The sequence below is a fragment of the Acinetobacter apis genome, from assembly GCF_900197575.1.
In the GTDB taxonomy this organism is placed as follows: Bacteria; Pseudomonadota; Gammaproteobacteria; order Pseudomonadales; family Moraxellaceae; genus Acinetobacter; species Acinetobacter apis.
In genome coordinates, this window is the sequence record NZ_FZLN01000001.1 from 1 (window position 1) to 25,763 (window position 25,763).

Below are 25,763 nucleotides of genomic sequence, written 5' to 3' on the forward strand. Positions count from 1 at the left end.
GAAGGCGTTGAAATGGTTATGCCAGGTGACAACGTTGAAATGTCAGTAGAATTGATCCACCCGATTGCGATGGATGCTGGTCTACGTTTTGCGATCCGTGAAGGCGGTCGTACTGTAGGCGCTGGTGTTGTTGCTAAAGTTATTGCATAATTTGTAATGTACTTTGAAAAACGCTCCTTTTAGGAGCGTTTTTTTATCGCTTAATTTAAATGAAATTGATAGAAGTAAACATCATGACAGTTGTAGTAAGGCAAATGCAGGCGGTAGATGTTAATGCAGTCTATGCCATAGAAAAAGAAGTACAATTCCATCCTTGGTCGCTAACGCAATTTCAAGATGCACAACAAAATTATCACTCGATGGTGATTGACGTCGATGGGGAAGTGAGAGGGTTTTGTATTTTGCAACCTGTATTAGATGAAGCAAATTTATTATTAATGGCGATATCACCGAAATACCAAGGGCAAGGACTAGGCTATCAACTCTTAGAACAGTCGATCAATACATTAAAAAATGCACCAATACAAATTTTTTTAGAAGTACGTGAACGAAATCTAGCTGCAATTGCGCTATATGAAAAAATGGCCTTTCATCAGATTGATATGCGTAAAAACTATTATCCGAATCAAGATGGCACGCGAGAGCATGCAGTCATTATGGTCAAAGCGTGTAGCGATGATTTTCAATCACTCTTTCGTTAATACACCTTATTTAATAATTGCTTTCCAACCAATAGGAAAGGTAGTCATTAATGAGGTACCTAAGCTTTCAATCTCTTCTGCATTTAAATGTCGATTCAGCTGATGCCATTCTCCATCGATAAGTAACTCAAATGGAAGATACTGATTTTTATAATTCATCTTTGGTGAGTGTGGCACCCAATAGCCTAAATAAACAAAGTCTAAATTTAACGATTGGATATATTCAATTTGCTTTAAAATTGCAAATACCCCTAAAGAACGTCGGTGCTCATTGGGATCAAAAAAAGTATAGACTGCAGATAAGCCATCATCTAAAGCATCACATGTAGAGACACTCATTAAGCGATCATCCAACCACAGTTCAAGAAAAAAGCTTTCGGTACAGGTATTAAGTAAAAACTTTTCGAACTGCTCGCGGCTAGGTGGGTACATGTCACCATCTTGATGGCGAACGTTAATGTACTTTTCATATAACGTATAATAAGCATCAATAGAGTCAATTTGATCAATTGAGGTGACTTTAACGCTTAAATCTTGGTTACGATTCCATGCTTTTTTCTGTTGGCTATTCATTTTGAACGTATCGACAGGAACACGGCATGACAAGCATTGCCTGCATGAATGACATTCTGGTCGATACACATAATCACCACTACGTCTAAATCCTGTTCTTGAAAGATCAGATAAGGTGTGTACATCAATCTTTTGTTCAGGATTTAAAAAAACCATACGCGATGGTTTATAAATCAAATAGCTACAATCATGCGGCGGAGTAATAAAATATTGTAGCTCGTGTAGTGGGGACTTAGGATTGTATGAGTTCATCTTGTTTGTCCCTCCAGCGTTAATTATTTGGTGATAAGTTGCTTAGATAATGCAATTGACTTACTTGAAAATACACTGTCTTGATATTTTTTCCAATCAATACGCGATTGTTTTATGACATTTTGTAACGAATTTAAATATTCTTCCCGTGAAATACAGGTTGCACCAAGGCTCATGAGATGGTCATTTTCAAGTTGACAGTCAATCCAAGGTAAATCTTGTTCTTGCCCAATCAGCATCAGTACATAAAATGCAATTTTTGAGACATCTGTTCTTTGGCTAAACATCGACTCACCAAAACAGCCTTTGCCCAAATGAATGCCATATAGCCCACCAACCAGTGTCTCATGTTCCCATACTTCTATACTATAGCCTAAACCTTGCTGAAACATGTCAATATAGCTTTGAATGATATCTTCACTAATCCATGTTTCATTGGCATAGTGTCTTGGCAAAGAACAAGAGCGAATGACTTTCGAAAATGCTTGATTGATGGTGATACGATAGTCATGTTTTTTCATTGAACGAAGCAAGGTTTTGCTTGGCGTATAATCTTTCGGGTATATGACACAACGTGGATCAGGACTCCACCAACAAATCGGATCGCCTTCATTGAACCAAGGAAATAGCCCATGAGAGTAAGCCTCTATGAGTGTAGGGACAGCTAAATCTGCACCTAAACAAATTAAGCCTTCTCCTTCAGGATCTGTTTCCATTGGGTTTGGAAAAATATATTGCGATTGCGGTCTTGTTTGCATCATAAATTAAAGGTGTATGGTGAGTTTGAATAATCAGAAAGAAAAAAGCCGTATGAAACATACGGCTTTTAGCATTAATGTAAATTGTCTAGGTATTTTTCGGCATCAAGTGCTGCCATACAGCCAGAGCCTGCTGATGTAATGGCTTGGCGGTAAATACTGTCTGCCACATCACCTGCGGCAAATACGCCTGGAACAGATGCAGCCGTTGCATTGCCTGCGGTACCGCTATGTACTTGAATATATCCATCACGTAAATCAAGCTGACCTTCAAACATTGACGTATTTGGCTTATGTCCAATGGCTACGAATAGACCATGTACATCAACATCTTGTAATGATTCATCTTGAGTCGATTTTAAGCGAACACCTGTGACACCTGTATTGTCCCCCAATACTTCTTCAACTTGATGATTCCAAATAATTGAAATTTTGCCTTCTTTTTCTTTTTCAAAAAGATGGTCTTGAAGAATTTTTTCAGATTTTAACGTGTCACGGCGGTGAACTAAAGTCACATGAGCTGCAATATTTGATAGGTACAATGCTTCTTCAACAGCAGTGTTACCACCACCGACGACCATCACTTTTTGGTTTTTATAGAAGAAGCCATCACATGTTGCACACGCGCTTACGCCTTGCCCCATAAATGCTTGCTCTGATTCTAAACCTAAATATTGTGCTGTTGCACCTGTGGCAATAATTAAAGCATCACATGTATATTCTTCAAGGTCACCTTTTAATACAAACGGGCGAACGCTCGTGTCAACTTCATTGATATGGTCATACACGATCTCTGTGCCAAAACGTTCAGCATGTGCTTGCATTCTTTCCATCAGGGCAGGGCCTGTTAGACCTTCAGGATCGCCTGGCCAATTGTCGACTTCAGTGGTCGTGGTCAACTGACCACCAAGTTGTAAGCCTGCAATTAAGGTTGGCTTTAAGTTTGCTCGTGCTGCATAAACAGCTGCGCTATAACCTGCTGGTCCCGAACCTAAGATAATTAATCTTGAATGGCGAGCGGTCATGGAGATTTCCCCTTATAATAATGAGCTATAAAAAATTATACGTGAAACGAGGATCTTTGTGTTATCAATAATTATTGATATGATTAATTGCTTAAACCGATCTTTTTCATCTCATACGATAAAAGCACACAAAGAAAGGCATGTAATTTTATATAACACATGCATAATACAAATTCAGTGAAAATTGTAAGTCACTTGTTTCGAATTTATCATTTTAATGTACAGGAATATCTATGACTGCGGTGTCAAGTGTCTATGCACAGCGCTTAATTACGACATTATTTTTAATGTCTCTAGGGATCTATTTGTTTATAGCGACCGTGACATATACACCTTTTGATCCAGGTTGGATGCATATTTCCAGTGATACACAGCAAGTATCTAATGCAAGCGGTATCGCTGGTGCATGGATTGCAGATTTAATCTTTGGCTTTTTAGGATGGGCAAGCTTACTCATTCCATTTTTCTTATTTATAGAAGCCATTCAGGTTTGGTGGCCTCGAAGTTTTTTAAGCCGTCCATTTCGTTATGCTGCACAATTTTTTATTTTGCTTGCAACTGCAAGTTTATTGTATTTGTTTTTACCAATATCATCTGATGCATTAGACAATGCATCAGGCGGTATAATTGGCTATGAATTGGGTAAAAATTTATCACAATTGCTCACCATGTACGGTGCAAGCGGTTTTTTGGTTGTTCTATGGGGTATTTTATTTACCTTAGCATTTGGTATTGAATGGAATAAAACATGGGCAACATTAAAAGAAACGCCTCATTATTTACAAGAACTGTTTTATCGTAATGTTCCTGAGAGCGAAGCTGCATTTGATTTAACCACTCAGCAGCGTAAACGTATTGAACCAACAATAGCATCACCTGCAGCAGCCACAGCTACGCCTGAAATGAAGCAACAGGCGATGGATGAAGAACCTATAATTCATAAAGAAAAAACAGCTGATCTTGTTCAACATGCGGTTGATACACATCAAGACCAAGATCCTATTGAAACACCGAAACCTGCGCAGACCGCAGTCACTTCGACTGTAATTTCTGACACTGATTTTCAGCATACCCTTGATAAAGCACATGCGCTTAAACAAGATCAAGCACAGCGTGTGGTAAGTACTGGTGAAGTGTGGCGTGCATTAGATGATAAAACGGTTGATCAACACCGTGAAGATATTGATGCACTGCTTAAACTTGCAGAAGAACAAGATATTCATATTGAGCAAGGTCAAACACAGTCACAAGCTACTCAATCATCATTTTCAGCAACTGAGCCAAAAACAACCCATATTGATTGGGATGATGAAAAAATATTCGATGAATTGCTTGAAAGTGTACCCAAGGATCATTTAAGTCATGCCGCGCTCACCACGGCACCAGCGTTGACTTATCCAAAGAGTCAGCCCGAAGTGCCAGTAAAAGCCATAGAGCCTGTGGTTGATCATCATGTAAATGATATTGAGCAACTTTTGGCATTAGAGAAAGAAGCATCTCCCCAGCCAAATACGCCTGTAGCACCACCGGTATCAGCAGCGACAGAACATGTTGTTGATACACCTGTACCAAAAGTGCAGTCAAGTTATGCGCAATCTTCTGCCTTTACCCAACCAGCAATCAAAACTGAGTTAAATACATTATCAAAAGATGAGTTTATTGAAGCTTGGCAAGAAACAGCAGGGCAACCTACTGAGCCTGACTTTGATTTAGATGCGCCACTGACAGACAGTCATGGTCGTCCAATGTCACGTGCGATGCAAACAGCAACCAAGCGTGCAGGTTTATCCCCAATTCCTGAACAATCCCTGTTAGATGAAGTTGATCCAAATAAAAAAGTTAACTTCACTGCAGAACAGTTGGCACGGTTATCTGAATTATTGGAAATTAAATTACAAGAATTTAATGTCAAAGCCAAAGTAGTAGAAGCACAACCTGGTCCTGTTGTAACACGTTTTGAACTTGACTTAGCGCCTGGCGTAAAAGCCTCTAAGGTGACCAATATCTCACGTGATTTAGCCCGCTCAATGTCGATGGCTTCTGTTCGTGTGGTAGAGGTGATTCCAGGTAAACCGTATATTGGTATTGAAGTACCAAATAGTAGTCGAGAAATGGTGCGTTTGACTGAGTTGCTCAAAACCGATGCGTATACTGATCCGAATGGTTTAATCAGTATGGCAATGGGTAAAGATATTTCAGGCAATCCTGTGTTAACTGATCTTGCGAAAGCACCGCATATGCTGGTTGCAGGAACAACAGGTTCTGGTAAGTCGGTTGCAGTCAATGCCATGCTGCTGTCGATGTTGTTAAAATATACACCCCAAGATTTACGCTTAATTTTAATTGATCCAAAACAGTTAGAGCTTGCCAATTACAGCGATATTCCGCATTTATTAACGCCTGTAGTGACAGATATGAAAGATGCTGTGAGTGCCTTAAATTGGTGTGTGAATGAAATGGAACGCCGTTATAAGCTCATGTCATTTTTAAAAGTGCGTAAAATCGTTGACTATAATCGTAAAGTTAAAGAAGCACTGGCGACAGGGGAGGACTTAATTGACCCAACTTGGAAGCCAAGCGATTCGGCCACACAAGAGCGTGCACCACGTTTAGAAACACTACCGATGATTGTGATTGTGGCTGATGAATTTGCAGACATGATTATGCAAGTGGGGAAAAAAGCAGAAGAAATGATTACGCGGTTAGCACAAAAATCACGTGCTGCTGGGATTCATCTTTTGCTTGCAACCCAGCGCCCATCTGTTGATGTGATTACAGGTTTAATTAAAGCCAATATCCCAACCCGTGTGGCATTACGTGTTAACAGTAAAATTGACTCGCGAACAATTCTAGATGCTGGTGGAGCAGAAGATCTTTTGGGTCACGGTGACATGCTGTTTTTGGCACCAGGTAAGATAGAACCTGAGCGTGTTCATGGGGCATTTATTAGCGATGATGAAGTCAACCGTATTTGTGATGCATGGCGTGAACGTGGTGATCCTAACTATATTGATGAAATATTAACTCCATACGATGAAGAAAGCACGTCACGAAGCAGTAGCGAGGATGGCGATGCAAGTCCAGACCGCGATGTGCTTTATGATCAAGCTGTGGCTTTTGTACTTGAGAGTCGAAAAGCCTCGACTTCATCATTACAACGAAAATTTAGTTTAGGATATAACCGTGCAGCACGTTTGGTGGATACCATGGAAGAAAATGGCATTGTTAGTGCAATGGGGTCCAACGGCAAGCGTGAAATTTTGGTATAATACCGCAATGAAAAACATCCCCATAACGGGGATGTTTTTTTATGATTATTTTTACAAGATTGGATAGTAAGGACAGTACAGTATGTTTACCGCATTATTGACATTAGCATTTATTAATTTATGTGCATTACTGACCCCAGGTCCAGATTTCTTTATGGTTAGCCAAACGGCAATGAGCTGTTCACGTAAAGCTGCATTATCCGTTGTGGCAGGCATGACACTTGGCGTTACGTTTTGGGTATTATTGGCATTATTTGGTCTAAATATTATTTTTGAACAAGTTGTTTGGTTGCGTAAAGCATTATTTATTGGCGGTGGTTTATATTTAAGTTGGCTCGGTATTCAATTGTTACGTAGTGCTTGCCGTAAACAGATTGCTACACAGCAAACTCTTACAGCATCTGCTTCTCTCACTCAAAAGCCACTTCGTCATTATTTTTTGAAGGGACTGATTGCAAATTTATCTAATCCTAAAGTCATTATTTACTTTGGCAGTATTTTTGCAGTATTTTTATCTAATCCTGTATTAGATCAGGCACATACTTGGTTATTCTTTATTGTAGTTTCAGAAACAGCACTGTGGTTTGTATTGGTGACATTTATTTTTTCTTTACCAGCTTGCAAAGTTTTTTATCAAAAATCTGTCCGTTGGATTGATGGCGTGTCTGGTGGCTTGTTTACATTATTTGGCTTATTTTTAATGAATAGCAAATAATTATTGGCGAGCTTGAATCCACGCAGCAAGATACTTGAGTGCTTGATGAATTTGATCTGTCATGGGGTCGCCTGCATCTAAGCCTAAACTATATAAAAGCAACACGCCCAAGAATCTGTATTTTCAGTACCAATTAGAGCTTATACAAGCAGTTAGTGCACCAATTGAAGAGTTACTCAGCCAATAATAGCTGATACAACATGCAAGTAAGTGGTTGCTATTCATAATATAATTTTAATAAAAAAGACATATTCAAGTTTGAATATATCTTTTAAGAGGGAGGGAGTGATTATCCAAACAGATGATGTACCGAGAACCCAAATGATTTAAACTCTGTAAGGCACAATGGTAAAATGTTTTAATGCTCAATTTTAAGCGTTTATCGTAAAAAACGTTAAGCACTGATCTTTTAGCGTTAAACTTTAACACTTAGTGTTGCGCATAGTGGTAGATTTAACGATACTACCCTCGTCATTAGTTTTTCACCAATTTGAATTCACTCACCAAAACGGTGCAACGAACGAACAATATAATGATTGACGAAGTCAGTCTATAAGAACGTCGTTGAATTCTTTGTGCTTAAAATATAATCAAATTCCTGTTCAAAATAGTCAATTTCAGCTTTAAGTGTTTCAATATATTTATCTAATTCAGTATATGAGGGCTTAAAGTTTTTTTCGAAGAATGCCAACATGTCAGGGTTTTGGAGATGTTTACTATCTTCATTATTTAAATTAGATGCAATTAATTTTTTTTCATAAGATTTATATTCCATTTCATAATCTTGTTTAATTTTAAATGAATCTGAAATTAAACGATCTCGTAAAAGAATTAGGCGGGGTAGTTGATATTGACGATATAATAATGCTTCTGCAATAGTTAATTTTTTTCCGCCAATTTCGATTACTGTTTCTGCATTTTTTTTGGCAATCTCATTCCGCGTATTATAGTCTTGTTCAATTATATCTCGGATTGACTTTAATTTGCGATGCACCTGATCATGATGGTCTTTGACGTGTTTTCCATCTGATGTCATGCCTTGCTTAACGATTGTGACAAAACGATCAGTCATTTTATCTGTAATTTTGGCATCGACCATTTTTAAACGACTTAATGCTTTAGTCACAGATTGGTTGTTGTCTTGTGGTGCTTCTTTAATATTAAACATATTGAATTAATTAAGGTTTCCGTGCGTATTTATGAAATAAATTTTTGGTGTATATTTGGTAGACAAAGGTATTTAAAAAAAGCTGTTAGAAGTGGATTTGAGCATTTTCAACTATTAATTTTACTCTTTTTTGCTGAATTTAAGCAGCAATATAATATCTATCCAAAACTCAACAATATGACAATTTTAGGTAATTTTACGCATATATTGATATATAGTTGACATGTTTAACAGTTTTAGTATAAATCTATCTTATAGTTTGTCAGTTAACCTGTCAATAAAGGGTTATTCAAATTTTTTTAAAAAAGTTAACCTTAATTGACCATATTATATCCACATAAATATTTTAAAGCTAAGATTTAATCAGCAATCTAAACAGATAAATCACTAATTTATAAGTATTCGATTTAAGTTAAATATAAATTAGTACGAAATGCGGTTTTTAATCCACTCAGCAAGATACTTGAGTGCTTGATGAATTTGATCTGTCATGGGGTCGCCTGCATTTAAGCGAATAAATGACTGATATTTATAATCTTCACCAAATAAAATACCAGGTGAAATACTAATACCGTGCTTTAATGCATCTTGATATAAGCTCAGTGAGCTTAACTGATTGGGAAGCTTAATCCAAATGGCATAGCCCCCTTGTGGCATACTCAGTTCAATATCACACCCTGTAAACAAAACATGGATGGTATGGACAAAATCACGGACTTGTTCGTATAACTTAAGTTGCAGTGCACGAATATGTTTTTTATATGCACCTGTAAAGATAAAATCAGCTAAACCCAGCTGTAAAGGCGTATTGACTACGACATTATTTGCCAAAATATTTGGTTTTAAATGTTGTATTTGCTTACTCAAACATAGCCAGCCAACACGATAAGCGCTTGATAGGGATTTAGATACTGAACCTACCCATATAACATATCCTGCATCATCCCAATATTTAATCGGTAAGGGACGTTCTGTGTGGTAGCTGCATTCAGCATAAACATCATCTTCAATAATATAGCATTGGTATTTGGCCGCTAAGTCGGCAATGGTTTTTTTATCCGCATGTGATAAGCAGTATCCAAGCGGATTTTGAAAATTTGCGGTTAGTAAACATACTTGTGATTGTTTGGTTGCCATGACCGCTTCTAATCGTTCTAAATCTAAACCCGCAGTGGTTGCAGGAATTTCAATAATTTTTCGGTTCAGATGTGCAAGTAAGTGCAGTTGACCATTAAATGTAGGCGTAGGAATAATGATACTGTCGCCCACCTTAGACAGGGATTGAATAGCAAGAGAGAGGGCAGCTGTACAACCATGAGTAATGAAGATGTCTTGAACTGCAATATGAATGTTATCTGTTGCCCAATGTTGCTGTAAAGCTGTTTGTAAGTGTATATGACCTTGTTGATTACAATATAAAAAATCTTCATTTTTACAGTGCTTTAATGCTCGTTGTAGCGATACTTTAAGCTGTTGCATTGGGATAAGCTGTGGTCCCAATTGAATGGAACCTAATTGTATGACATTAGGCTGAAATGAAGCTTGTAAAATTTGGTTATATAAGTCGAGATTGGATACAGAACGAATGACAGAGGGGAATGTGGTTTCTGTATAACGTGAGTTGTTGGGATGCATATCACGTTGATGCGGAGCAACAAAATATCCTGATTTATGTTTACTATAAATGAGTCCTTGTGCTTCAAGATGCTCATAGCATGCTTGTGCAGTCGACAAGCTCACTTGGTGCTGTTTGGCAAATTGCCGTAAAGAAATAAGCTTGGTATGTGGTGCTAAATGGTGATGCAGGATATGTAGTTTCAGCGTATGCGCAAGGGTCTGATATCGAAAGGCCATTCATCTGTACTGCATTTAAAATAAAATGTGTATCTGTATCCTAAGGTGTGACTTTTTTAAGATGCATTATCGCTCATGCATTTAAGGAGGTCACATGAAACAGGGTATATTATTGAGTCTTCTGATTTTAGTTTTATTCATGCTAGGGTTTAAAACACATCAATCTACGCCGGCGACAGAACAGATGGTCTGTGAAAATTTAATTGCAGGTTATTTAAAATCAGAGGGCATTAGTGATTATTATATGGCAAATTGGCACCATATTACTTTAGCAGATGAAGAGCGTTATATATATTATTACCGAGTGATGGAAACCTATAAACTTCGGCAATCAGATGTAAAACAGTTTCAATGTTCAAGATTTCATCAACAGGCCGTTTATCAGCTCAGTGATACCAACGATCCGAATCATTTAAAACTGTTATTACAGGTATTTTCTGCAAAGCAATCTTAGAATTGTTTTAATACGTCTAAAAATTCAGTACGGTGCTTTGGAAATTGTGCAATGACATCATGAATGGTTTGCCCATCTAAGTTGGTTGCATGAATATCACGCCCATCTTTTGTGAACTGAACCAACAGTCTTTTAAAGTCATTCGCACGCATATGTTTATATGCATTATATAATACGTGGTAATCTGCATTTACCCCTTCAGGCGGTAAATGGTTTAAATAAGCAAAAACCCGTTCATCGGACCATTCTTCATTAAACGTTGCTGGCTGTGATACGGCCACGGCTTGCTCCTTGGCATAATTAAGGCAAAATAATGTGATTAGTTTGCCTTGCAATAACTGATTTTACTAATCAATATTCAGATTAACGATCTTCAGGTAAATTGATATTCATTTCAAGCATTTCAAGGTTCGCTTCTGAGCGGACTTGCATTTGGATATGCTGTTCATCAACACCGCGTACATAGCGGTTAACCACTTGCATGATTTCAATTTTCATCTGATCAATTTTGTCTTGACTTAAACGTCGTCCAAGCCCTTGCTCAGACGCAACAATGACTTTTAAACGGTCTTTTGCTGTTTGGGCACTGGTTTGACGCTCCTCATTACCAAAAATTTTACTCCAGAATCCTGCCATGATTATGCTCCAAATAAACGTGCTAACCAGCCTTTCGGTTTCACGGTGATGTTACGGTATGGGCGTTCTTCTCCAAGGAAACGAGCAACCAAGTCATCATAACTTTGACCTGCTGGTGTTTCGGTATAGAGAATGACCGGTTTACCTTCATTCGATGCTTGAAGAACACTTGCACATTCAGGAATGACACCTAACGTTGGTACACGTAAAATGTCTTTTGAAATATCATCAATGGTGAGCATTTCTTGGCGATCAGCTCGCTCAGGGTTAAACCGTGTAATACATAAATGTTTACGGATGCGACCTTCTTTTTGTTCCACTTTTTTGGTTTTGCTATCTAACATACCAATAATTCGATCTGAATCTCGAACAGATGAAATTTCAGGATTTGTAACAATAATTGCTTCATCTGCATAGTACATGGCTAAAATTGCACCACGTTCAATCCCCGCAGGTGAATCACAAATAATGTAATCAAATTCTTGTGCTAATTCATCCATAATGCGCGCAACGCCTTCATCAGTCAGCGCATCTTTATCACGTGTTTGTGATGCAGGTAAAATATAAAGATTTTCAATGTCTTTATCGCGAATTAAAGCTTGCTGTAAACGCGCTTCATTGTTAATGACATTGACAAAGTCATAGACAACACGGCGTTCACAACCCATGATTAAGTCAAGGTTACGAAGGCCTACGTCAAAATCGACAACAACGGTTTTGTGACCACGTAACGCTAATCCTGTTGCAAATGATGCGCTTGTTGTAGTTTTACCTACACCACCTTTGCCTGATGTTACAACTACAATCTTGGCCACCGAATTCACTCCTGTGCTGTCTTTTTGTGTTAGATTTTACGTTTTAAAGAATTTAATCGCGTTAAGTTATATTTTACTCTATATTTCTAAAGCTTCAAAGACAAGTTCTTGTTGCTCATTGAGATAAATATGTGCAGGTTTTTTATAAATATGTGAAGGAATATCCTCTGAAACACAATATGTTCCTGCAATAGAAATTAATTCGGCATTCAAAGCATGACAAAAAACCCGTGCGGTGGTGTCACCGCTTGCACCAGCAATCACTCGACCTTGCGCTGCGCCATAAATATAAATATTACCGCTTGAAATGACCTCAGAGCCGCTGTTCATACTCGCATTTAAAATCACGTCACCATTGTCTTGGATTAAACACTGTCCTGTACGAAGCATATCATTGTGGTATGAGGTAATGTGGTTAATACGACTTTTTTTAGCTGGTGTAAGCTGATCATCTTCAATCGGTTCTTCAACAATTTGTTCTGTGGTGGGCTTAATACGCTGTAAAGGGCGATCCGCAGGTAAAATCGGAAATTGAATGCTACGTGCTTGGTCTGACAAAATCCCATCAATCACGCCCATCGGCTGTAAATCTAGGCTAATAATGAGTTGAATCAAAGCGATTAGCTCTTGTTTAACCGTACTGTCAAGAATTACAGGAGCACCATGTGATGCGGTATCAGCTAACATTTGGACAAGTTGTTTGCGGATTACATCATGGTCATTGGTATCAAATGTTAACCGAGAAAAATTAACCATTCTGCCAGTAATACGGATGTCAGCCATAATAATTCCTTGAAGGCGTGTTGACTAAAAAAGGGTAAATCAACATAAATCATGTTTGATGATAAAAGCGCTTAAATTTAAATAAGCCAGCTATAAAGAATTATTTTTATCATTCATTTTTAAAATTTGTTGCCATTGCTTCACTTTCACTTGTTTGCGGATTGATTTTAAACTTTCATGCACGGCAGATTCAACTAACTTTTCTAAAGATTGGTTATTAATATCAATTTCACTGATTTTATGTGAAATTAAACGATATGTGGCATTAGGCTGTTGCACAGAACCTGATGCAAGCGGGGTAATAATGCCTTGGGTAATATTTTCCCCTAAACGTTTACCAATACTTTGTAATTGGCTTTCGATACGATTTCCAACAATAGGGAAGTGTTTTAAGAGTTGATGAATTTCAGGGGTATTGGCCACGGACTCTTCAACAATAACCCCAATACTTTTGGCAATCTCATGGCGTTGCACTTGCAGTTCTTTCGCCAAAGTATCTTGTAATATTTCAGAAAAAGTTTGGGCAAATAACGCTTTGTGTTGCTCTACGACATGATGAATGCTCGATTTATAGGTGGAGCTGGTATTTAATTCATCACGAATACCATCAATCACTGTAATGACCACACGATCAGACAACTCCTCCATGAGTACATCATAATAAAAACGTCCTGTTTTATGCCATGATGTTGGAATCACTTTATAGCCAAGTTCATGCAAACGGTAAGCAATTAATCCCACTCGTAATAAACGCAAAAAACGCAATTGTGGGAAAATGGCCAACACTTCATACCAATGAATAAATGGAAAAAAGAACCAGCGCTGATAATGGTTTCGAGTTGCTGCAATAATCCAGCGAATTGCAAGTTCAATAATTAAAAAGCAAATAAACCATGTTTCTGTCAATACCACCCAAGGGTTTAACTCAGTCTGATAAAAATGAAGTTGCGGTGACAGATGTAAAATAGATGAAAGCCACATTGCAAAGTGGCTCATGAGTACAGCATTGGCTGTAATACAGACAATATTCACGATGATGATGATCATCATAAAAATGTCATAGACCAAATAAAATTTCCACATCAATGAATTGTGGTCCACTCGATGGAATTTGTTTTTGGCCGTATTAGACATATTTATTGCATCTCAAGTGTTGGTTAGCTTTGGTATTGTGCTTTGATGTCAGCAATTAACGCATCTTTTTCTTGCCAACGCTGGCTTAACCATTGACAGAACTTCGCTCGAAATTCACGATCTTCTTCATAATTACCTTCAAAAATCCATGCTGGAATTTCAATTTTACGTAAATGCACCACTACACGTGGCACTTCACCTAACCAAAACTCACCATAACCTGGAATGCCATCTGGATAGACAATGGTCATATCAACCAAAGCGTCAACCTGATGTCCTAAGATACTGAGTGCCAATGCCAAACCACCTGCTTTGGGTCTGAGCAAATGTTGGTATGGCGATTTTTGCTGTTTGTGTTTTTCTGGAGTAAAGCGTGTGCCTTCAATAAAGTTGAGCAGGGTAAATGGTTGGCTTAATAGTTGCTCACATGATTTACGTGCTTCAACAATATCTTGGTGTTTAAGCTCAGGATTTTTTGCAATTTGAGATTTTGTATGGCGTTTCATCATGGGGAAACCCAAAATCTTAAATGCTTGCCCTGCCACTGGAATAAAAATCAGTTCCCACTTGGTAAAAAAGCGAGTCAGTGGCATACGGCTACGACCCACATATTGGTTTACTGTGGTATCGACCCAACTTTGGTGGTTACATGACATGATGTAACGACCATCTTGTTTGAGTTCAAGCTCAGGATCAATTTGGATATCCCAACGAGTATCAGCCAAAACACGGTCAATCACCCAATTATTGACAGAAATCCAATTATTCGCCAAGTTGACATTGGTTTCATCGACTTTAGGCGATTGTTTAAATAGTTTGGTTAAACCTAAGGTTAAAATGGGCACGCCATGTGCAACAGTATTCCCTGTAATCACCGAGCCCACTGCCAACCCACGCGTCAATTTTTGTAATAAACTTGGTTTTTTGCGTTGAGATAACATCTGTTGTCCTAAAATCTATCAATTGCACAATAATAATCTGATTTTTGTGATTTTAATCAAAAAAATAGCAAATCCGCAAAATTATTTAGCCAATTTAAAGCATTTATATTCTTTATTCAGTTGTTATTTATTTGTTAATACAATCTCTTTTCTTAACAAAAAGCTAATGTTAAATCGTAATTATCTATCTCATACTTTTGAAAAGTCTAAAAAAATGTATGAAAGGAGATAAGAATGCGTTTAGTTGTGATTTCTACAGTGGCTGGAGCATTAGCATTATCTGGTTGTCAGTCTATGGACAACGGAACAGGCGGTGTTCGTCAATATGACAAAACTGCACTTGGCGGTTTATTAGGTGCAGCAGCAGGCTATGGCGTGTCACGTGCCAATGCCAATTCTTCTGCACAAAACAACCGTGCTTTAGCGATTGGTGCACTCGTTGGTGCAGCTGGTGGTCTTTATCTTGATAAAAAAGAACAAAGATTACGTGAGCAAATGCAAGGTACTGGTGTTGAAGTGAACCGTAACTCAGATGGTTCTGTTGGCCTTGTTATGCCAGGTAACATTACTTTTGATACCAACCAATCAACCATTAAGCCAAACTTCTATTCAACATTGAATAAAGTGACGCAAACGTTAACTGAAGATAACAAGAGTGCGATCTTGGTAACAGGTTATACAGACAATACAGGTAGTGATGCAATTAACAATCCATTGTCACAAGCACGTGCACAATCGGTTGCAAACTACTTGGTTGGTCAAGGTGTACCACGTACCAAAATTAATGCTCAAGGTGCAGGATCAAGTAATCCAATCGCATCAAATACAACACCATCAGGTCGTGAACAAAACCGTCGTGTAGAAATTAGCATTTATGAATCAAAATAATTCATAATCATTAAAAACCACCTTCGGGTGGTTTTTTTAATGGAATAAAGGGCTTAAAATGCATTGAGGTAACTTTCAAATCGGAAGCTGTTATATTTTCAGCAATTGTCAGGTTAAGGATTAGAATTCTGATTCGGACATGACTATAATTGTGCTCCAATTCATTTGAGGAATTCTCATGTCATCGGCAAGTCAGTTAAATGACAAGCAACTTGAAGCAATGAAGTACACTCAAGGACCCTTGTTAGTGCTTGCAGGGGCAGGTTCAGGTAAAACCTCTGTGATTACCCGAAAAATTGCTTATCTTGTTCAGCAATGCCGAATTCCTGCCTACCGTATTACCGCGATGACCTTTACCAATAAAGCCGCACGTGAGATGAAAGAGCGTGTAGGTAAACTGTTAAGCCGCGAAGAGTCAAAAGGTTTATCGGTCTCAACATTCCATACATTTGGCTTGAACCTTTTACGTTTAGAACTTAAACACCTCCCATTAAAAAATAACTTTTCTATTTTAGATTCAGATGATTGTAAACGGATCTTGATGGATTTAATGCATCAAGACAATTTGTCAGGTGCAGAAAGTAAAGAACTTATTGCCAAAGTCATGCGTCAAATCTCTGACTGGAAAAATGATTTAATTTTACCTGAGCAAGCACATAGCGTTTGTGAAACAGAAGATGATGTACGTTGTGCACATTTATACCAATTATATGAGCGTAACTTACGTGCATATAACGCGGTTGATTTTGATGATTTGATTGTTTTACCTGCACGGTTATTACAAGAAAATGCAGAAGTGCGTGATAAATGGCAAAACCGTATTCGCTACTTATTGGTCGATGAATACCAAGATACCAATACAGCGCAATATATTTTGGTTAAGTTGCTGGTAGGCGTGATGGGACAATTCACTGCTGTGGGTGATGATGATCAATCTATTTATGCATGGCGGGGTGCTAAACCTGAGAATATGGCATTATTAAAGGAAGATTTTCCCAATTTAAATGTCATTAAGCTTGAGCAGAATTACCGTTCAACCAGCCGAATTTTAAAAGCAGCAAACCAAGTCATCGGCAACAATCCCCATATTTTTGAAAAGAAATTATGGAGCGATAAAGGCCATGGTGAGTCTATTCGAATTATTACTTGCCGTAATGATGATGATGAAGCAGAACGCGTTGTTAAAGATTTGATGAATCAAAAGTTGATGCAAGGCAAAAGCTGGAAAGATTATGCTGTATTGTATCGCGGTAATTTCCAAGCACGCATCTTAGAAACGTATTTAAGACAAATGCAGATTCCTTATAAGCTTTCAGGCGGAACTTCATTTTTTGCACGCAGTGAAATCAAAGATATCATGAGTTATTTAAGACTCATTATTAACCCTGAAGATGACAGTGCATTTTTACGTATTATTAATACCCCAAAACGCTCAATTGGCCCTGTGACATTAGAAAAGCTTGGTTTATTTGCTCAAGATAATCATTTGTCTTTATTGTCAGCGGCAGGCGATCAACGTTTAAGTATGGTGGTTTCTAAAAAAATCAGCTCACATTTATTTGAATTCTCTGATTTTTTAAAGAACTATACACGTGAGCTATTGGATGATGACAATCCTGTACCACTCATTCGCCAAATGATGATTGAAGCGGGCTATATTGATTATGTCCGTGAGCAAGCTGCAACGCCTGCACAAGAGAAAACCAAGCTAGACAACATTGAAACGCTTTATAGCAGTATTCAAGGTTTAATTAATCGTGCAGAAGATGTTGATGATAAAAACATTGAAAGCGTGATCCGTAAAATGGTGTTACTCGATTTACTTGAGCAACAGCAAGAAGAAGATGACACAGACAAAGTGAATCTTTTGACTTTGCATGCGGCAAAAGGGCTTGAGTTTCCATTTGTATATATTATGGGCTTAGAAGAAGAGTTATTACCGCATAAAAACTCAATTGCATCAGACACCATTGAAGAAGAGCGTCGTTTAATGTACGTGGGCATTACCCGTGCTAGACAAAGTTTAACACTGACTTTGGCTGAACAACGTAAAGCAGGCGGACAAATGAAACAAATGACGGCAAGTCGTTTTTTAGATGAATTGCCTCAAGAAGATTTAGATTGGTTAGGACGCAAGAAAAAGTCAGTGGCCAATGTTGACCCAAAAGAGCAAGCCAAAGTCTATCTTGAAAATTTACGTGCCATGCTAAAGCACAAACATTAATGTAACACAAAGGAACATCATGAAAGTTCAAGTCAAAGTATTAGATGAACGTCTTGGTCAATCATTGCCTATGCCAACGTATGCCACAACAGGTTCGGCAGGATTAGATTTAAGAGCATGTCTTGACGAAGCAATAACCATTGAACCTGGGCAGACTGTGTTGGTTAAAACAGGATTGGCAATTTATATTGAAGATCCAAATTTTGCAGGTTTGATTTTGCCGCGTTCAGGTTTAGGTCATAAACACGGTATTGTGCTTGGTAATTTGGTGGGCTTAATTGATTCAGATTATCAAGGCGAATTGATGATTTCGGTATGGAACCGAGGTACTCAAGCATTTACATTAAATGTGGGTGAGCGTTTAGCACAATATGTATTGGTTCCTGTGGTTCAAGCTCAATTTGAACAAGTAAGTGAGTTTGTTGCCACAGCACGTGGTTTGGGTGGTTTTGGTCATACAGGTCAGCAATAGCTTGAGCTATACATAAAATTAATAAGTAATTATGAATCTAACGCCATGCCAAGTCATGGCGTTGTTTTATGTAAATAATTGGAATTTCAATACAGCATAGGTTTACAAGGTTACTCGAAATGATGACAATTCATCATTCATGTTTCATATAGTTATATCAACAATGCCGCTGACTCCGCAAAAATTTCCAATCCATCTTTTTCGTGCTTATGATATTCGCGGAGCATTGTCGAATTTAACCCCTAATGTGATGGAATCTATTGCATATGCATTTGCCAATCAACTCAATTTAAACCACATTGATCATATTGTATTGGGGCATGATGCACGTTTAGCGGGCACAGATTATGCGCAGATTATGCTTCATGTTTTGTATGAGCATCAGATTGATGTGACATTTTTAGGTTGCTGCTCAACCCCTGTTATGTATTTTATGGCACAGCAGAGTCAATACCAAACAGGGGTGATGCTGACTGCGAGTCATAACCCCAAAACAGATTTTGGGGTGAAATGGCTATGGCAAAACCAACCGCCAACACCCGATGATATACAGGCGATTGCAAGAATTGCACAGCCATATTATGAGGCTCATTCTCATTTTGAGACTCATGATCTTATACGCCGTGAAGCTTGTGAGGTTGTTTCAACACAATCTTATCTTGATCATTTATGCAATGACATTGTATTTGACCGACCCTTAACCGTCGTAATAGATGCAATGCATGGTTCAGCAGGGCAATATGCCAAGCAAGTCTTTACTCAGCTTGGTTGTACAGTGGTTGCATTACGTTGTGAGGCCAATGGACATTTTCCAGACCATGCACCAGACCCGTCTAAAGAAGCACATTTAACTGGATTGAAAGCAGCTGTGATTGAGCATGCTGCAGATTTAGGCATTGCACTTGATGGCGATGGTGATCGTTTGGTTGTGGTTGATGAAACAGCCCGAATGATAAGCCCTGATCAGTTAATTTGTTTATTTGCACAGATGTGCTTAGCTCAATATCCCAAACATGAAGTGGTATTTGATGTAAAGTGCTCAAGCATGGTCAAACAAGCCATTGAGGCCTTGAATGGTCAAGCGGTTATGCTGAGAACAGGCAGCACATTCTTACGTCAATATTTGCTGCAATCCGAAGGCAATGCAATCTTTGGTGGCGAGTATGCAGGACATTATGTATTTAACGATGGACGTGGTCAGGGCTATGATGATGGACTGTATGCAGCATTACGGCTCATCGAATATTTTATTCAAAGCACAGCCACACAAATATCTGACTTATTAAAAGATTACCCACAGCGTCATTTTACTGAAGACACTTATATTGATTTAAACGGTGAAAATATCACTGAATTATTTAACTATTTTAAGCTTCAGTGTCAGAACACGGATGCCACTTTAACTCAAATAGATGGGATTCGGTTAGATTTTTCCTCAGGGGTTGGTATTATACGTGCTTCAAATACAGGGGCGTATTTAACGGTTCGCTTTGATGCCATCACCGCAGAAGATTTAATTCAAATTCGCCAAAAATTTGCCACACTTTTACATGTACGTTATCCCGACATTGCAGTAAAAATTTTACAAGCCACTTAAAAGAAGTACATTAATGACTCAAGGAGACAGTCTGTGTCACATCAACACAAGGGTTTAGACAAAGCATATGTGTTAACCGAAGCATTACCTTATATCCAACGCTTTGCTGGAAAAATTTTAGTGGTGAAATATGGCGGCAATGCCATGACAGACCCTGAGCTTGAAAGTTCTTTTGCCCGTGATATTGTTTTGTTAAAAACAGTAGGTATTAACCCGATTGTGGTTCATGGCGGTGGGCCACAAGTAGATGCTTTATTGCAACGTTTAGGTCAAGCTTCTGACCGTGTGGATGGTATGCGGATCACTGACAAAGCCACAATGGAAGTGGTTGAAATGGTGCTTGGTGGCAGCGTGAATAAATCCATTGTGAATTTAATTAATCAGCATGGTGGCCGTGCCATCGGTCTTACAGGGAAAGATGGTCGCTTGTTGCAAGCACAAAAATTACTGATGAAAAAAACCAATTCAGATGGCAGCATAGCTGAAATTGATTTAGGCATGGTCGGCGAGGTCGTTGGGGTCAATACGGATGTACTTGAAATGTTTACCCAAAGTGACTTCATTCCTGTTATTGCACCACTAGGTGTCGATGATAATGGTGACACTTATAATATCAATGCTGACCTTGTGGCAGGAAAAGTGGCTGAAGCTTTAGGTGCAGAAAAACTGATTTTGTTGACCAATATTACAGGTGTTCTTGATGAAGACAAAAAACTGTTGACGGGTCTGAGCACCAAAGAAGTTGATCACCTGATTGAAACAGGCGTAATTTATGGCGGCATGATTCCTAAAGTTGGTTGTGCATTGGATGCAGTCAAAGGTGGTGTGGTCAGTGCCCATATTGTAGATGGACGTGTTCCTCATGCGACATTACTTGAAGTCTTTACAGATCATGGGGTTGGCACACTAATTTCTAATCAAGCAGTAAAAAAATAACGAATATGGCAATTATTTCCTAAATAATTGCCATTTATATCTTACTTGTCACCAATCTATATCTTTTATTTGAATAAGCATCTTTAAAAAAACTCGTTTACAAGCATAAGCGTGTGATGTAGATTTGATTTTACCTGATTAAAATGATGACTATAAGTAAACCGCTATGTGCCAGTTGCTCGGAATGAATTGTGCAAAACCAACAGACATTACCTTTTCTTTTAGAGGGTTTTCTCAGCGTGCTGGGATTACTTCTGATCATTGCGATGGCTTTGGAATTGGTTTTTTCGAAGGGAAGGCTTGCCGAGTGTTTATTGACAGTCAATCGGCTGTTCAATCGCCTGTGGCTGAGTTTATCCGTAACTATCCGATCAAATCTAAAAATGTAATTTCGCATATCCGAAAAGCCACTCAAGGTAAAATTACCTTTGAAAATGCCCATCCATTTGTTCGTGAACTCTGGGGCAGACATTGGATCTTCGCCCACAATGGTCATTTACATGGCTTTACACCGAAATTGGCTGGTCGTTTTTTACCTGTAGGGAATACTGACAGTGAATATGCATTTTGTTATATTTTAGATCGCTTAGTAGAACGCTTTGGCTATGCTGAGCCTGCAATACAAGATGTATTTGATGCATTAGAAGACATCGTGCCTGAAATTGCAGAGCATGGCACATTCAATTTTTGTATGTCCAATGGGCAAGCCTTATTTAGCTATGCAGTTACGAAGTTGCATTGGACAGTACGTGAGTATCCATTTCGTCCAGCACGCTTAATTGATCTTGATCTAGAAATTGATTTTAGTCAGCATACTACCCCTGAAGACCGTGTGGCAGTAATTGCAACAGAACCACTCACCAACAATGAAATGTGGACTGCATTTGAGCCAGGTGAATTGCGTTTATTTGAGCATGGTCGTCCAATTCGTACTGCTCAAACATTTATTCAGCGTTTAGTGGACGAAGCCATTGATCCGTCACTTCGTCGTATTACACAAGCAGATATTTACTAAAGTAATGTGACAAAAATAGACAGATTTGTCTAAAAAATACTTGATTCTTTTGCTATGGTATTAAATATATAATGCTTTAATATCAATATCTTATTTTAATTCTTGGGAAATTGAGCCTATAAGGGTTGAATTTACGACGACCAATAGCCGCCTATTTTGTATATAGTGTTTATGTATCAATAGTGAAAATAGGCAGCATAATGAAAGTTTATTGGAATCAAGATTTTGATACAGGCATCGAAGTTATTGATGAACAGCATAAGCGAATTCTAGACTATATTAACGATATTGATGAAGTATGCTTTACCCATGATCGAGATAAAGTCAAAGAGATTTTAGACAGTATTATCGATTATACCCAATCACATTTTGCCTTTGAAGAAAGTCTGCAAGAAGAAGCGGGCTACCGCTTTTCAGTACCACATAAAAAAGTTCATGAGCTTTTCATTCGTAAAATTGAAGGCTACCGTGCAGATTTTTTAAGTGGCAAAGAAATAGAAGAAGATTTATATCAAGTTTTAACGCATTGGTTAATTAATCATATCAAACATGACGATGCTGATTATGTCAGTGCAGTAAAAGAAAATATGAATCAAATTATTCGTGAAAAGGAAAAAACTAAAGGTAAAGGGTGGTTTGCGCGGTTTTTTTCATGATGGTTTAAGCAACACACTGCATCAAGCGCACAGACATTCTACAATGTTCAGCAAATACAGTTGACCTTTTATTATTGTGTCTCAAAATAAGAATACCACCGATTGCGATCATCACAGCATAAAAGGTCACTGATAAAAAGTTTTATACTGTGATATTGATGTGAGGGTCTTTGTATTATTTATTCAAATGATTTAAGGAAATAACATCATCATCATGATGTCATGCACATCTGTAGCTTTCATTTTATGATGATTTAGTTCATGCTATGATGCAGTGCTAATCATAAAAACTGTAATAAAAAGATTAACTAATTCATCTTTATGATTTGATATTGTCCTATTTTGTTTTAGCTTGCGCATGAATCAAGCTCATGGTCATCAGGCTTGTATAAATTGCACAGATCTGTTCATTTTGTTGGTATGCAGATGATTATCATGACTAGGCTTTGATTTTGTACGCTGACAAAGGCAAAATAGCCCATCATTTAAAACTTCGGATACAGGACGGACCTATGTCTCGATGGTTATCACCATTATTGGCATTTTGTTTATCATTCATGCTTATTACCACATTTTCGCCTGTCATAGGGCTTCAAATTGATCGGCAGCTTGATTTTTGGCTGTTGTGGATTGGCTTAGTGATATTTTTGGCTTTACCGCTGATCTATTTAGAATTTGCTTTGGTTAAACGTGCTAAAACAACGGTTTTAAATGCGTTAATGTCATTAACGCGTGATGCAGATGCATCAGTAAAATGGCGTTTGGTCGGTTGGTTTTCAGTCATTTTTATTCCGTTTTTAGCAGGTGCAATGCTTGCAAATGCAAGTTATGTTGCAGAGCAGTTTGTTGCACTGCCAATCGCTGTCAGTTTGGTATTTGTGGCTTTGGCGATTGTGTCATTGGTATTGTCTTTTTTAGACCATAAAATCTTGGTTTTGCTGAGTGTGATTGCTGTTGCTGCATCAATTGTATTGAGCTTTGTCATGGGACGTCATATAGAAGCATGGCAAATGACAGCACTCATTTTTCCTGAGTGGGGTAAGGCAACAATTTTAGCCTTGGTGGCAAGTGGCTTAGGGCTTGGTGTTTATGCACAAGTGAATGCAGAGTCTGCGTATCATGACAATAAAACCACACCTGTGGTGTTGCCGATTTGGTTTGCCCAATTGGCGTCAGTGGTTGCGTTTGGCTTTTTTGCGATCCAAACACCTGCACCTGCCATCAGCATTGTAGTGGCTGTGGTTTTTGGTGCAGCCTTACTTTTAAAACTTGCGAGACAACAGCTGGCAGATCGTAAGCTTGCTGTGGTGGTTCAATATGCCACAATCGTATTGCCTGTAGTACTGTGGGCAGTCCCATTGTTACAAACCACCTTAAATTTAGTGGTATTAATTTGGGGCTTACTCAGCTGTTTAGGGTATGCCATTTTTGCAGGCTGGATCATGAAAATCAGTCATTTGCGCAAAGTCATGAATTTTGATAGCGAGTGGGCGTATAACATATGGCGCATTGCTGTACGTATTGTGATACCGCTAAGCATTATTGTAGCTATTGCCTCTGTCTTTGTTGGGTGGTTTTAATATGTCATCATGGGTGTGGGTGGCTTATGTGCATGAAGCAGAGCAATTTCATCTTCAAGTGCCCTTTAACCAAGGCATGACAGCACTCGATGCCATTCAAGCAAGTGGCATTGAGCAACATGTCACATTAGCGACACCATGGATGTTGGGTATTTTTGGTGAGAGAGTAGATGCACAGCAGCTGCTTAGTGCAGGTGATCGAGTAGAGATTTATCGCGCATTAACCATCAATCCAAAAGACATTCGACGGCATCGTGCAACAAACCATCCGATAAAATCTAATCGCTTAAAACGATCAGTGTAAAAGAAATAAAAAACCCCTATAACAAGGGGTTTTCTTTGACTAATCGAAGCGAAAGTCATTAAAATTATGGTGTGGCATTGCTGATACTTTCTTTAGAAGGTGGCAAGCCTGGTTGTGCATTTGGAATGGTGTCTAAACCTTCCACTTTATTGACTATACCCGTTTCGTCAAAATACACTTTTAAATGCTGACCTTTCGCTGCAGGAATTTTTGCTTTTTTAGCATAAGTTCCTGGGATGTAATTGTAGATATAATCCCAACGCAACGGATTGAGTGGATCAGCAATGGTTGGGCTACCTAGTATGAAGCGTACTTGTTGGTAGGTCATTCCATTTTGTACTTGAGATGCTTGTGCTTTTGTAAGCGGTGTCCCTTGCGGGATATCTATTTTATAGACACAGCCTGCGAGCAACGAACTGACGAGTAAAGTCGCCAAAATAAATTTTTGCATTTTGCTACACTATCCAAATCAATTTTGATGCATTTAGTTTAAGGATAGATCATACTGCATCTAAATTCTATAGCATATTCCTACTTAAAAAATAGTTGAGAGACTTTTTCATGGCAATTTCGAACCAAGACCTGCGTAAAGCAGGGCTTAAGGTAACACTCCCGAGAATTAAGATCTTGGAATTACTTGAAAATTCTAAGCCGCATCATTTAAGTGCTGAAGACATTTATAAAACATTATTAGATCAAGGTGAAGACGTAGGTTTAGCGACTGTTTACCGCGTACTCACTCAATTTGAAGCTGTCGGTATCGTTCAACGTTTAAATTTTGAAAACAATCACTCTGTTTTTGAAATTATGCAAGAAAGTCATCATGACCATATTGTGTGCCAAAACTGTAACAAAGTGCTTGAATTTGCCAATGATGTCATTGAGCATGAGCAACATGAAGTGGCAAAAAAGTTTGGTTTTACCTTAACTGGCCATTCATTGAATTTGTATGGTTACTGTAGCGATCCTGAATGCCAAGAGGCATCTCGCAAAAAGTAATCAAAAAAAGAGGA

General features: G+C 38.3%; 27 protein-coding genes. 15 read left to right on the forward strand and 12 right to left on the reverse strand.

What is annotated here, in order from left to right; all coding sequences use genetic code 11:
• Positions 1-150, forward strand: a 150-nt coding sequence (locus CFY84_RS00005) for an EF-Tu C-terminal domain-related protein (protein WP_456049141.1), incomplete at its 5' end; no start/stop codon positions are given.
• A gap of 83 nt (positions 151-233) precedes the next feature.
• A complete protein-coding gene (gene rimI / locus CFY84_RS00010; RefSeq protein ID WP_088823336.1) occupies positions 234-701 on the forward strand; it encodes a ribosomal protein S18-alanine N-acetyltransferase in 468 nt (155 codons plus the stop codon).
• A 6-nt stretch (positions 702-707) separates the two neighbouring features.
• On the opposite strand, the gene CFY84_RS00015 is transcribed toward rimI, so the two are convergent.
• From CFY84_RS00015 to trxB, 3 genes are all read right to left on the reverse strand, one after another.
• Positions 708-1,526: an arginyltransferase gene (locus tag CFY84_RS00015; RefSeq protein WP_088822112.1), complete on the reverse strand. Its 819-nt coding sequence runs from the start codon at positions 1,524-1,526 to the stop codon at positions 708-710.
• A gap of 23 nt (positions 1,527-1,549) precedes the next feature.
• A complete protein-coding gene (gene aat, locus CFY84_RS00020) occupies positions 1,550-2,284 on the reverse strand; it encodes a leucyl/phenylalanyl-tRNA--protein transferase (protein ID WP_088823337.1) in 735 nt (244 codons plus the stop codon).
• Positions 2,285-2,358: 74 nt separating this feature from the next.
• Positions 2,359-3,309 carry a thioredoxin-disulfide reductase gene (gene trxB, locus CFY84_RS00025; RefSeq protein WP_088822113.1) on the reverse strand — a complete coding sequence of 317 codons (951 nt, stop codon included), beginning with the start codon at positions 3,307-3,309 and terminating at the stop codon, positions 2,359-2,361.
• A gap of 233 nt (positions 3,310-3,542) precedes the next feature.
• Here trxB and CFY84_RS00030 point away from each other — a divergent pair, with 233 nt between their 5' ends.
• On the forward strand, positions 3,543-6,578 hold the full coding sequence (locus CFY84_RS00030; RefSeq protein ID WP_088822114.1) for a DNA translocase FtsK: 3,036 nt from the start codon (positions 3,543-3,545) through the stop codon (positions 6,576-6,578).
• A gap of 82 nt (positions 6,579-6,660) precedes the next feature.
• Positions 6,661-7,293 (forward strand): LysE family transporter, encoded by a 633-nt coding sequence (locus CFY84_RS00035; protein ID WP_088822115.1) that lies wholly within the window; start codon positions 6,661-6,663, stop codon positions 7,291-7,293.
• A gap of 550 nt (positions 7,294-7,843) precedes the next feature.
• Here the strand turns inward: CFY84_RS00035 and CFY84_RS00040 are convergent.
• Together CFY84_RS00040 and CFY84_RS00045 are read right to left on the reverse strand one after the other, a co-directional pair.
• Positions 7,844-8,461 carry a hypothetical protein gene (locus CFY84_RS00040; RefSeq protein WP_088822116.1) on the reverse strand — a complete coding sequence of 206 codons (618 nt, stop codon included), beginning with the start codon at positions 8,459-8,461 and terminating at the stop codon, positions 7,844-7,846.
• Positions 8,462-8,884: 423 nt separating this feature from the next.
• Positions 8,885-10,315: an aminotransferase-like domain-containing protein gene (locus tag CFY84_RS00045; RefSeq protein WP_088822117.1), complete on the reverse strand. Its 1,431-nt coding sequence runs from the start codon at positions 10,313-10,315 to the stop codon at positions 8,885-8,887.
• Positions 10,316-10,409: 94 nt separating this feature from the next.
• On the opposite strand from CFY84_RS00045, the gene CFY84_RS00050 reads away from it, so the two are divergent.
• A complete protein-coding gene (locus tag CFY84_RS00050; RefSeq protein WP_088822118.1) occupies positions 10,410-10,769 on the forward strand; it encodes a hypothetical protein in 360 nt (119 codons plus the stop codon).
• Here CFY84_RS00050 and CFY84_RS00055 read toward each other — a convergent pair.
• The 6 genes from CFY84_RS00055 to CFY84_RS00080 form a co-directional block, all read right to left on the reverse strand.
• Positions 10,766-11,050 carry a PA4642 family protein gene (locus CFY84_RS00055; RefSeq protein WP_088822119.1) on the reverse strand — a complete coding sequence of 95 codons (285 nt, stop codon included), beginning with the start codon at positions 11,048-11,050 and terminating at the stop codon, positions 10,766-10,768. The genes CFY84_RS00050 and CFY84_RS00055 overlap by 4 nt on opposite strands.
• Positions 11,051-11,132: 82 nt before the next feature.
• The gene (minE, locus tag CFY84_RS00060) at positions 11,133-11,405 is read right to left on the reverse strand and encodes a cell division topological specificity factor MinE (RefSeq protein ID WP_088822120.1); all 273 of its coding nucleotides are present in this window, start codon (positions 11,403-11,405) and stop codon (positions 11,133-11,135) included.
• A 2-nt stretch (positions 11,406-11,407) separates the two neighbouring features.
• Positions 11,408-12,220 carry a septum site-determining protein MinD gene (gene minD / locus CFY84_RS00065; RefSeq protein ID WP_088822121.1) on the reverse strand — a complete coding sequence of 271 codons (813 nt, stop codon included), beginning with the start codon at positions 12,218-12,220 and terminating at the stop codon, positions 11,408-11,410.
• Positions 12,221-12,298: 78 nt separating this feature from the next.
• Positions 12,299-13,003, reverse strand: coding sequence for a septum site-determining protein MinC (gene minC, locus CFY84_RS00070; protein ID WP_088822122.1), 705 nt, complete (start codon positions 13,001-13,003; stop codon positions 12,299-12,301).
• A gap of 90 nt (positions 13,004-13,093) precedes the next feature.
• Positions 13,094-14,137 (reverse strand): hypothetical protein, encoded by a 1,044-nt coding sequence (locus tag CFY84_RS00075; protein ID WP_088822123.1) that lies wholly within the window; start codon positions 14,135-14,137, stop codon positions 13,094-13,096.
• A gap of 23 nt (positions 14,138-14,160) precedes the next feature.
• On the reverse strand, positions 14,161-15,078 hold the full coding sequence (locus tag CFY84_RS00080; RefSeq protein ID WP_088822124.1) for an acyltransferase: 918 nt from the start codon (positions 15,076-15,078) through the stop codon (positions 14,161-14,163).
• A gap of 234 nt (positions 15,079-15,312) precedes the next feature.
• Between CFY84_RS00080 and CFY84_RS00085 the strand changes: the two genes are divergently transcribed.
• The 9 genes from CFY84_RS00085 to CFY84_RS00125 all read left to right on the forward strand — a co-directional run bounded on the left by CFY84_RS00085 (position 15,313) and on the right by CFY84_RS00125 (position 24,750).
• Entirely contained in the window at positions 15,313-15,966 is a 654-nt protein-coding gene (locus CFY84_RS00085; RefSeq protein WP_088822125.1) for an OmpA family protein, read from the forward strand.
• Between the two features lie 178 nt (positions 15,967-16,144).
• Positions 16,145-18,190, forward strand: coding sequence for a UvrD-helicase domain-containing protein (locus CFY84_RS00090; RefSeq protein ID WP_088822126.1), 2,046 nt, complete (start codon positions 16,145-16,147; stop codon positions 18,188-18,190).
• Between the two features lie 19 nt (positions 18,191-18,209).
• On the forward strand, positions 18,210-18,662 hold the full coding sequence (dut, locus tag CFY84_RS00095; RefSeq protein WP_088822127.1) for a dUTP diphosphatase: 453 nt from the start codon (positions 18,210-18,212) through the stop codon (positions 18,660-18,662).
• Positions 18,663-18,825: 163 nt separating this feature from the next.
• Positions 18,826-20,259 (forward strand): phosphomannomutase/phosphoglucomutase, encoded by a 1,434-nt coding sequence (locus CFY84_RS00100; RefSeq protein ID WP_088822128.1) that lies wholly within the window; start codon positions 18,826-18,828, stop codon positions 20,257-20,259.
• 33 nt (positions 20,260-20,292) lie between these two features.
• Positions 20,293-21,195, forward strand: coding sequence for an acetylglutamate kinase (gene argB / locus CFY84_RS00105; RefSeq protein ID WP_088822129.1), 903 nt, complete (start codon positions 20,293-20,295; stop codon positions 21,193-21,195).
• A gap of 166 nt (positions 21,196-21,361) precedes the next feature.
• Positions 21,362-22,210: a class II glutamine amidotransferase gene (locus CFY84_RS00110; protein WP_088822130.1), complete on the forward strand. Its 849-nt coding sequence runs from the start codon at positions 21,362-21,364 to the stop codon at positions 22,208-22,210.
• Positions 22,211-22,410: 200 nt separating this feature from the next.
• On the forward strand, positions 22,411-22,866 hold the full coding sequence (locus CFY84_RS00115) for a bacteriohemerythrin (RefSeq protein WP_088822131.1): 456 nt from the start codon (positions 22,411-22,413) through the stop codon (positions 22,864-22,866).
• Between the two features lie 497 nt (positions 22,867-23,363).
• Entirely contained in the window at positions 23,364-24,446 is a 1,083-nt protein-coding gene (locus CFY84_RS00120; protein WP_088823338.1) for a hypothetical protein, read from the forward strand.
• Position 24,447: 1 nt separating this feature from the next.
• On the forward strand, positions 24,448-24,750 hold the full coding sequence (locus CFY84_RS00125) for an RnfH family protein (protein ID WP_088822132.1): 303 nt from the start codon (positions 24,448-24,450) through the stop codon (positions 24,748-24,750).
• 64 nt (positions 24,751-24,814) lie between these two features.
• Here CFY84_RS00125 and CFY84_RS00130 read toward each other — a convergent pair whose 3' ends face one another.
• Positions 24,815-25,201 (reverse strand): outer membrane protein assembly factor BamE, encoded by a 387-nt coding sequence (locus tag CFY84_RS00130; protein ID WP_088822133.1) that lies wholly within the window; start codon positions 25,199-25,201, stop codon positions 24,815-24,817.
• Positions 25,202-25,311: 110 nt separating this feature from the next.
• On the opposite strand from CFY84_RS00130, the gene fur reads away from it, so the two are divergent.
• Positions 25,312-25,749 carry a ferric iron uptake transcriptional regulator gene (fur, locus tag CFY84_RS00135; RefSeq protein WP_088822134.1) on the forward strand — a complete coding sequence of 146 codons (438 nt, stop codon included), beginning with the start codon at positions 25,312-25,314 and terminating at the stop codon, positions 25,747-25,749.
• Positions 25,750-25,763: the final 14 nt, after the last annotated feature.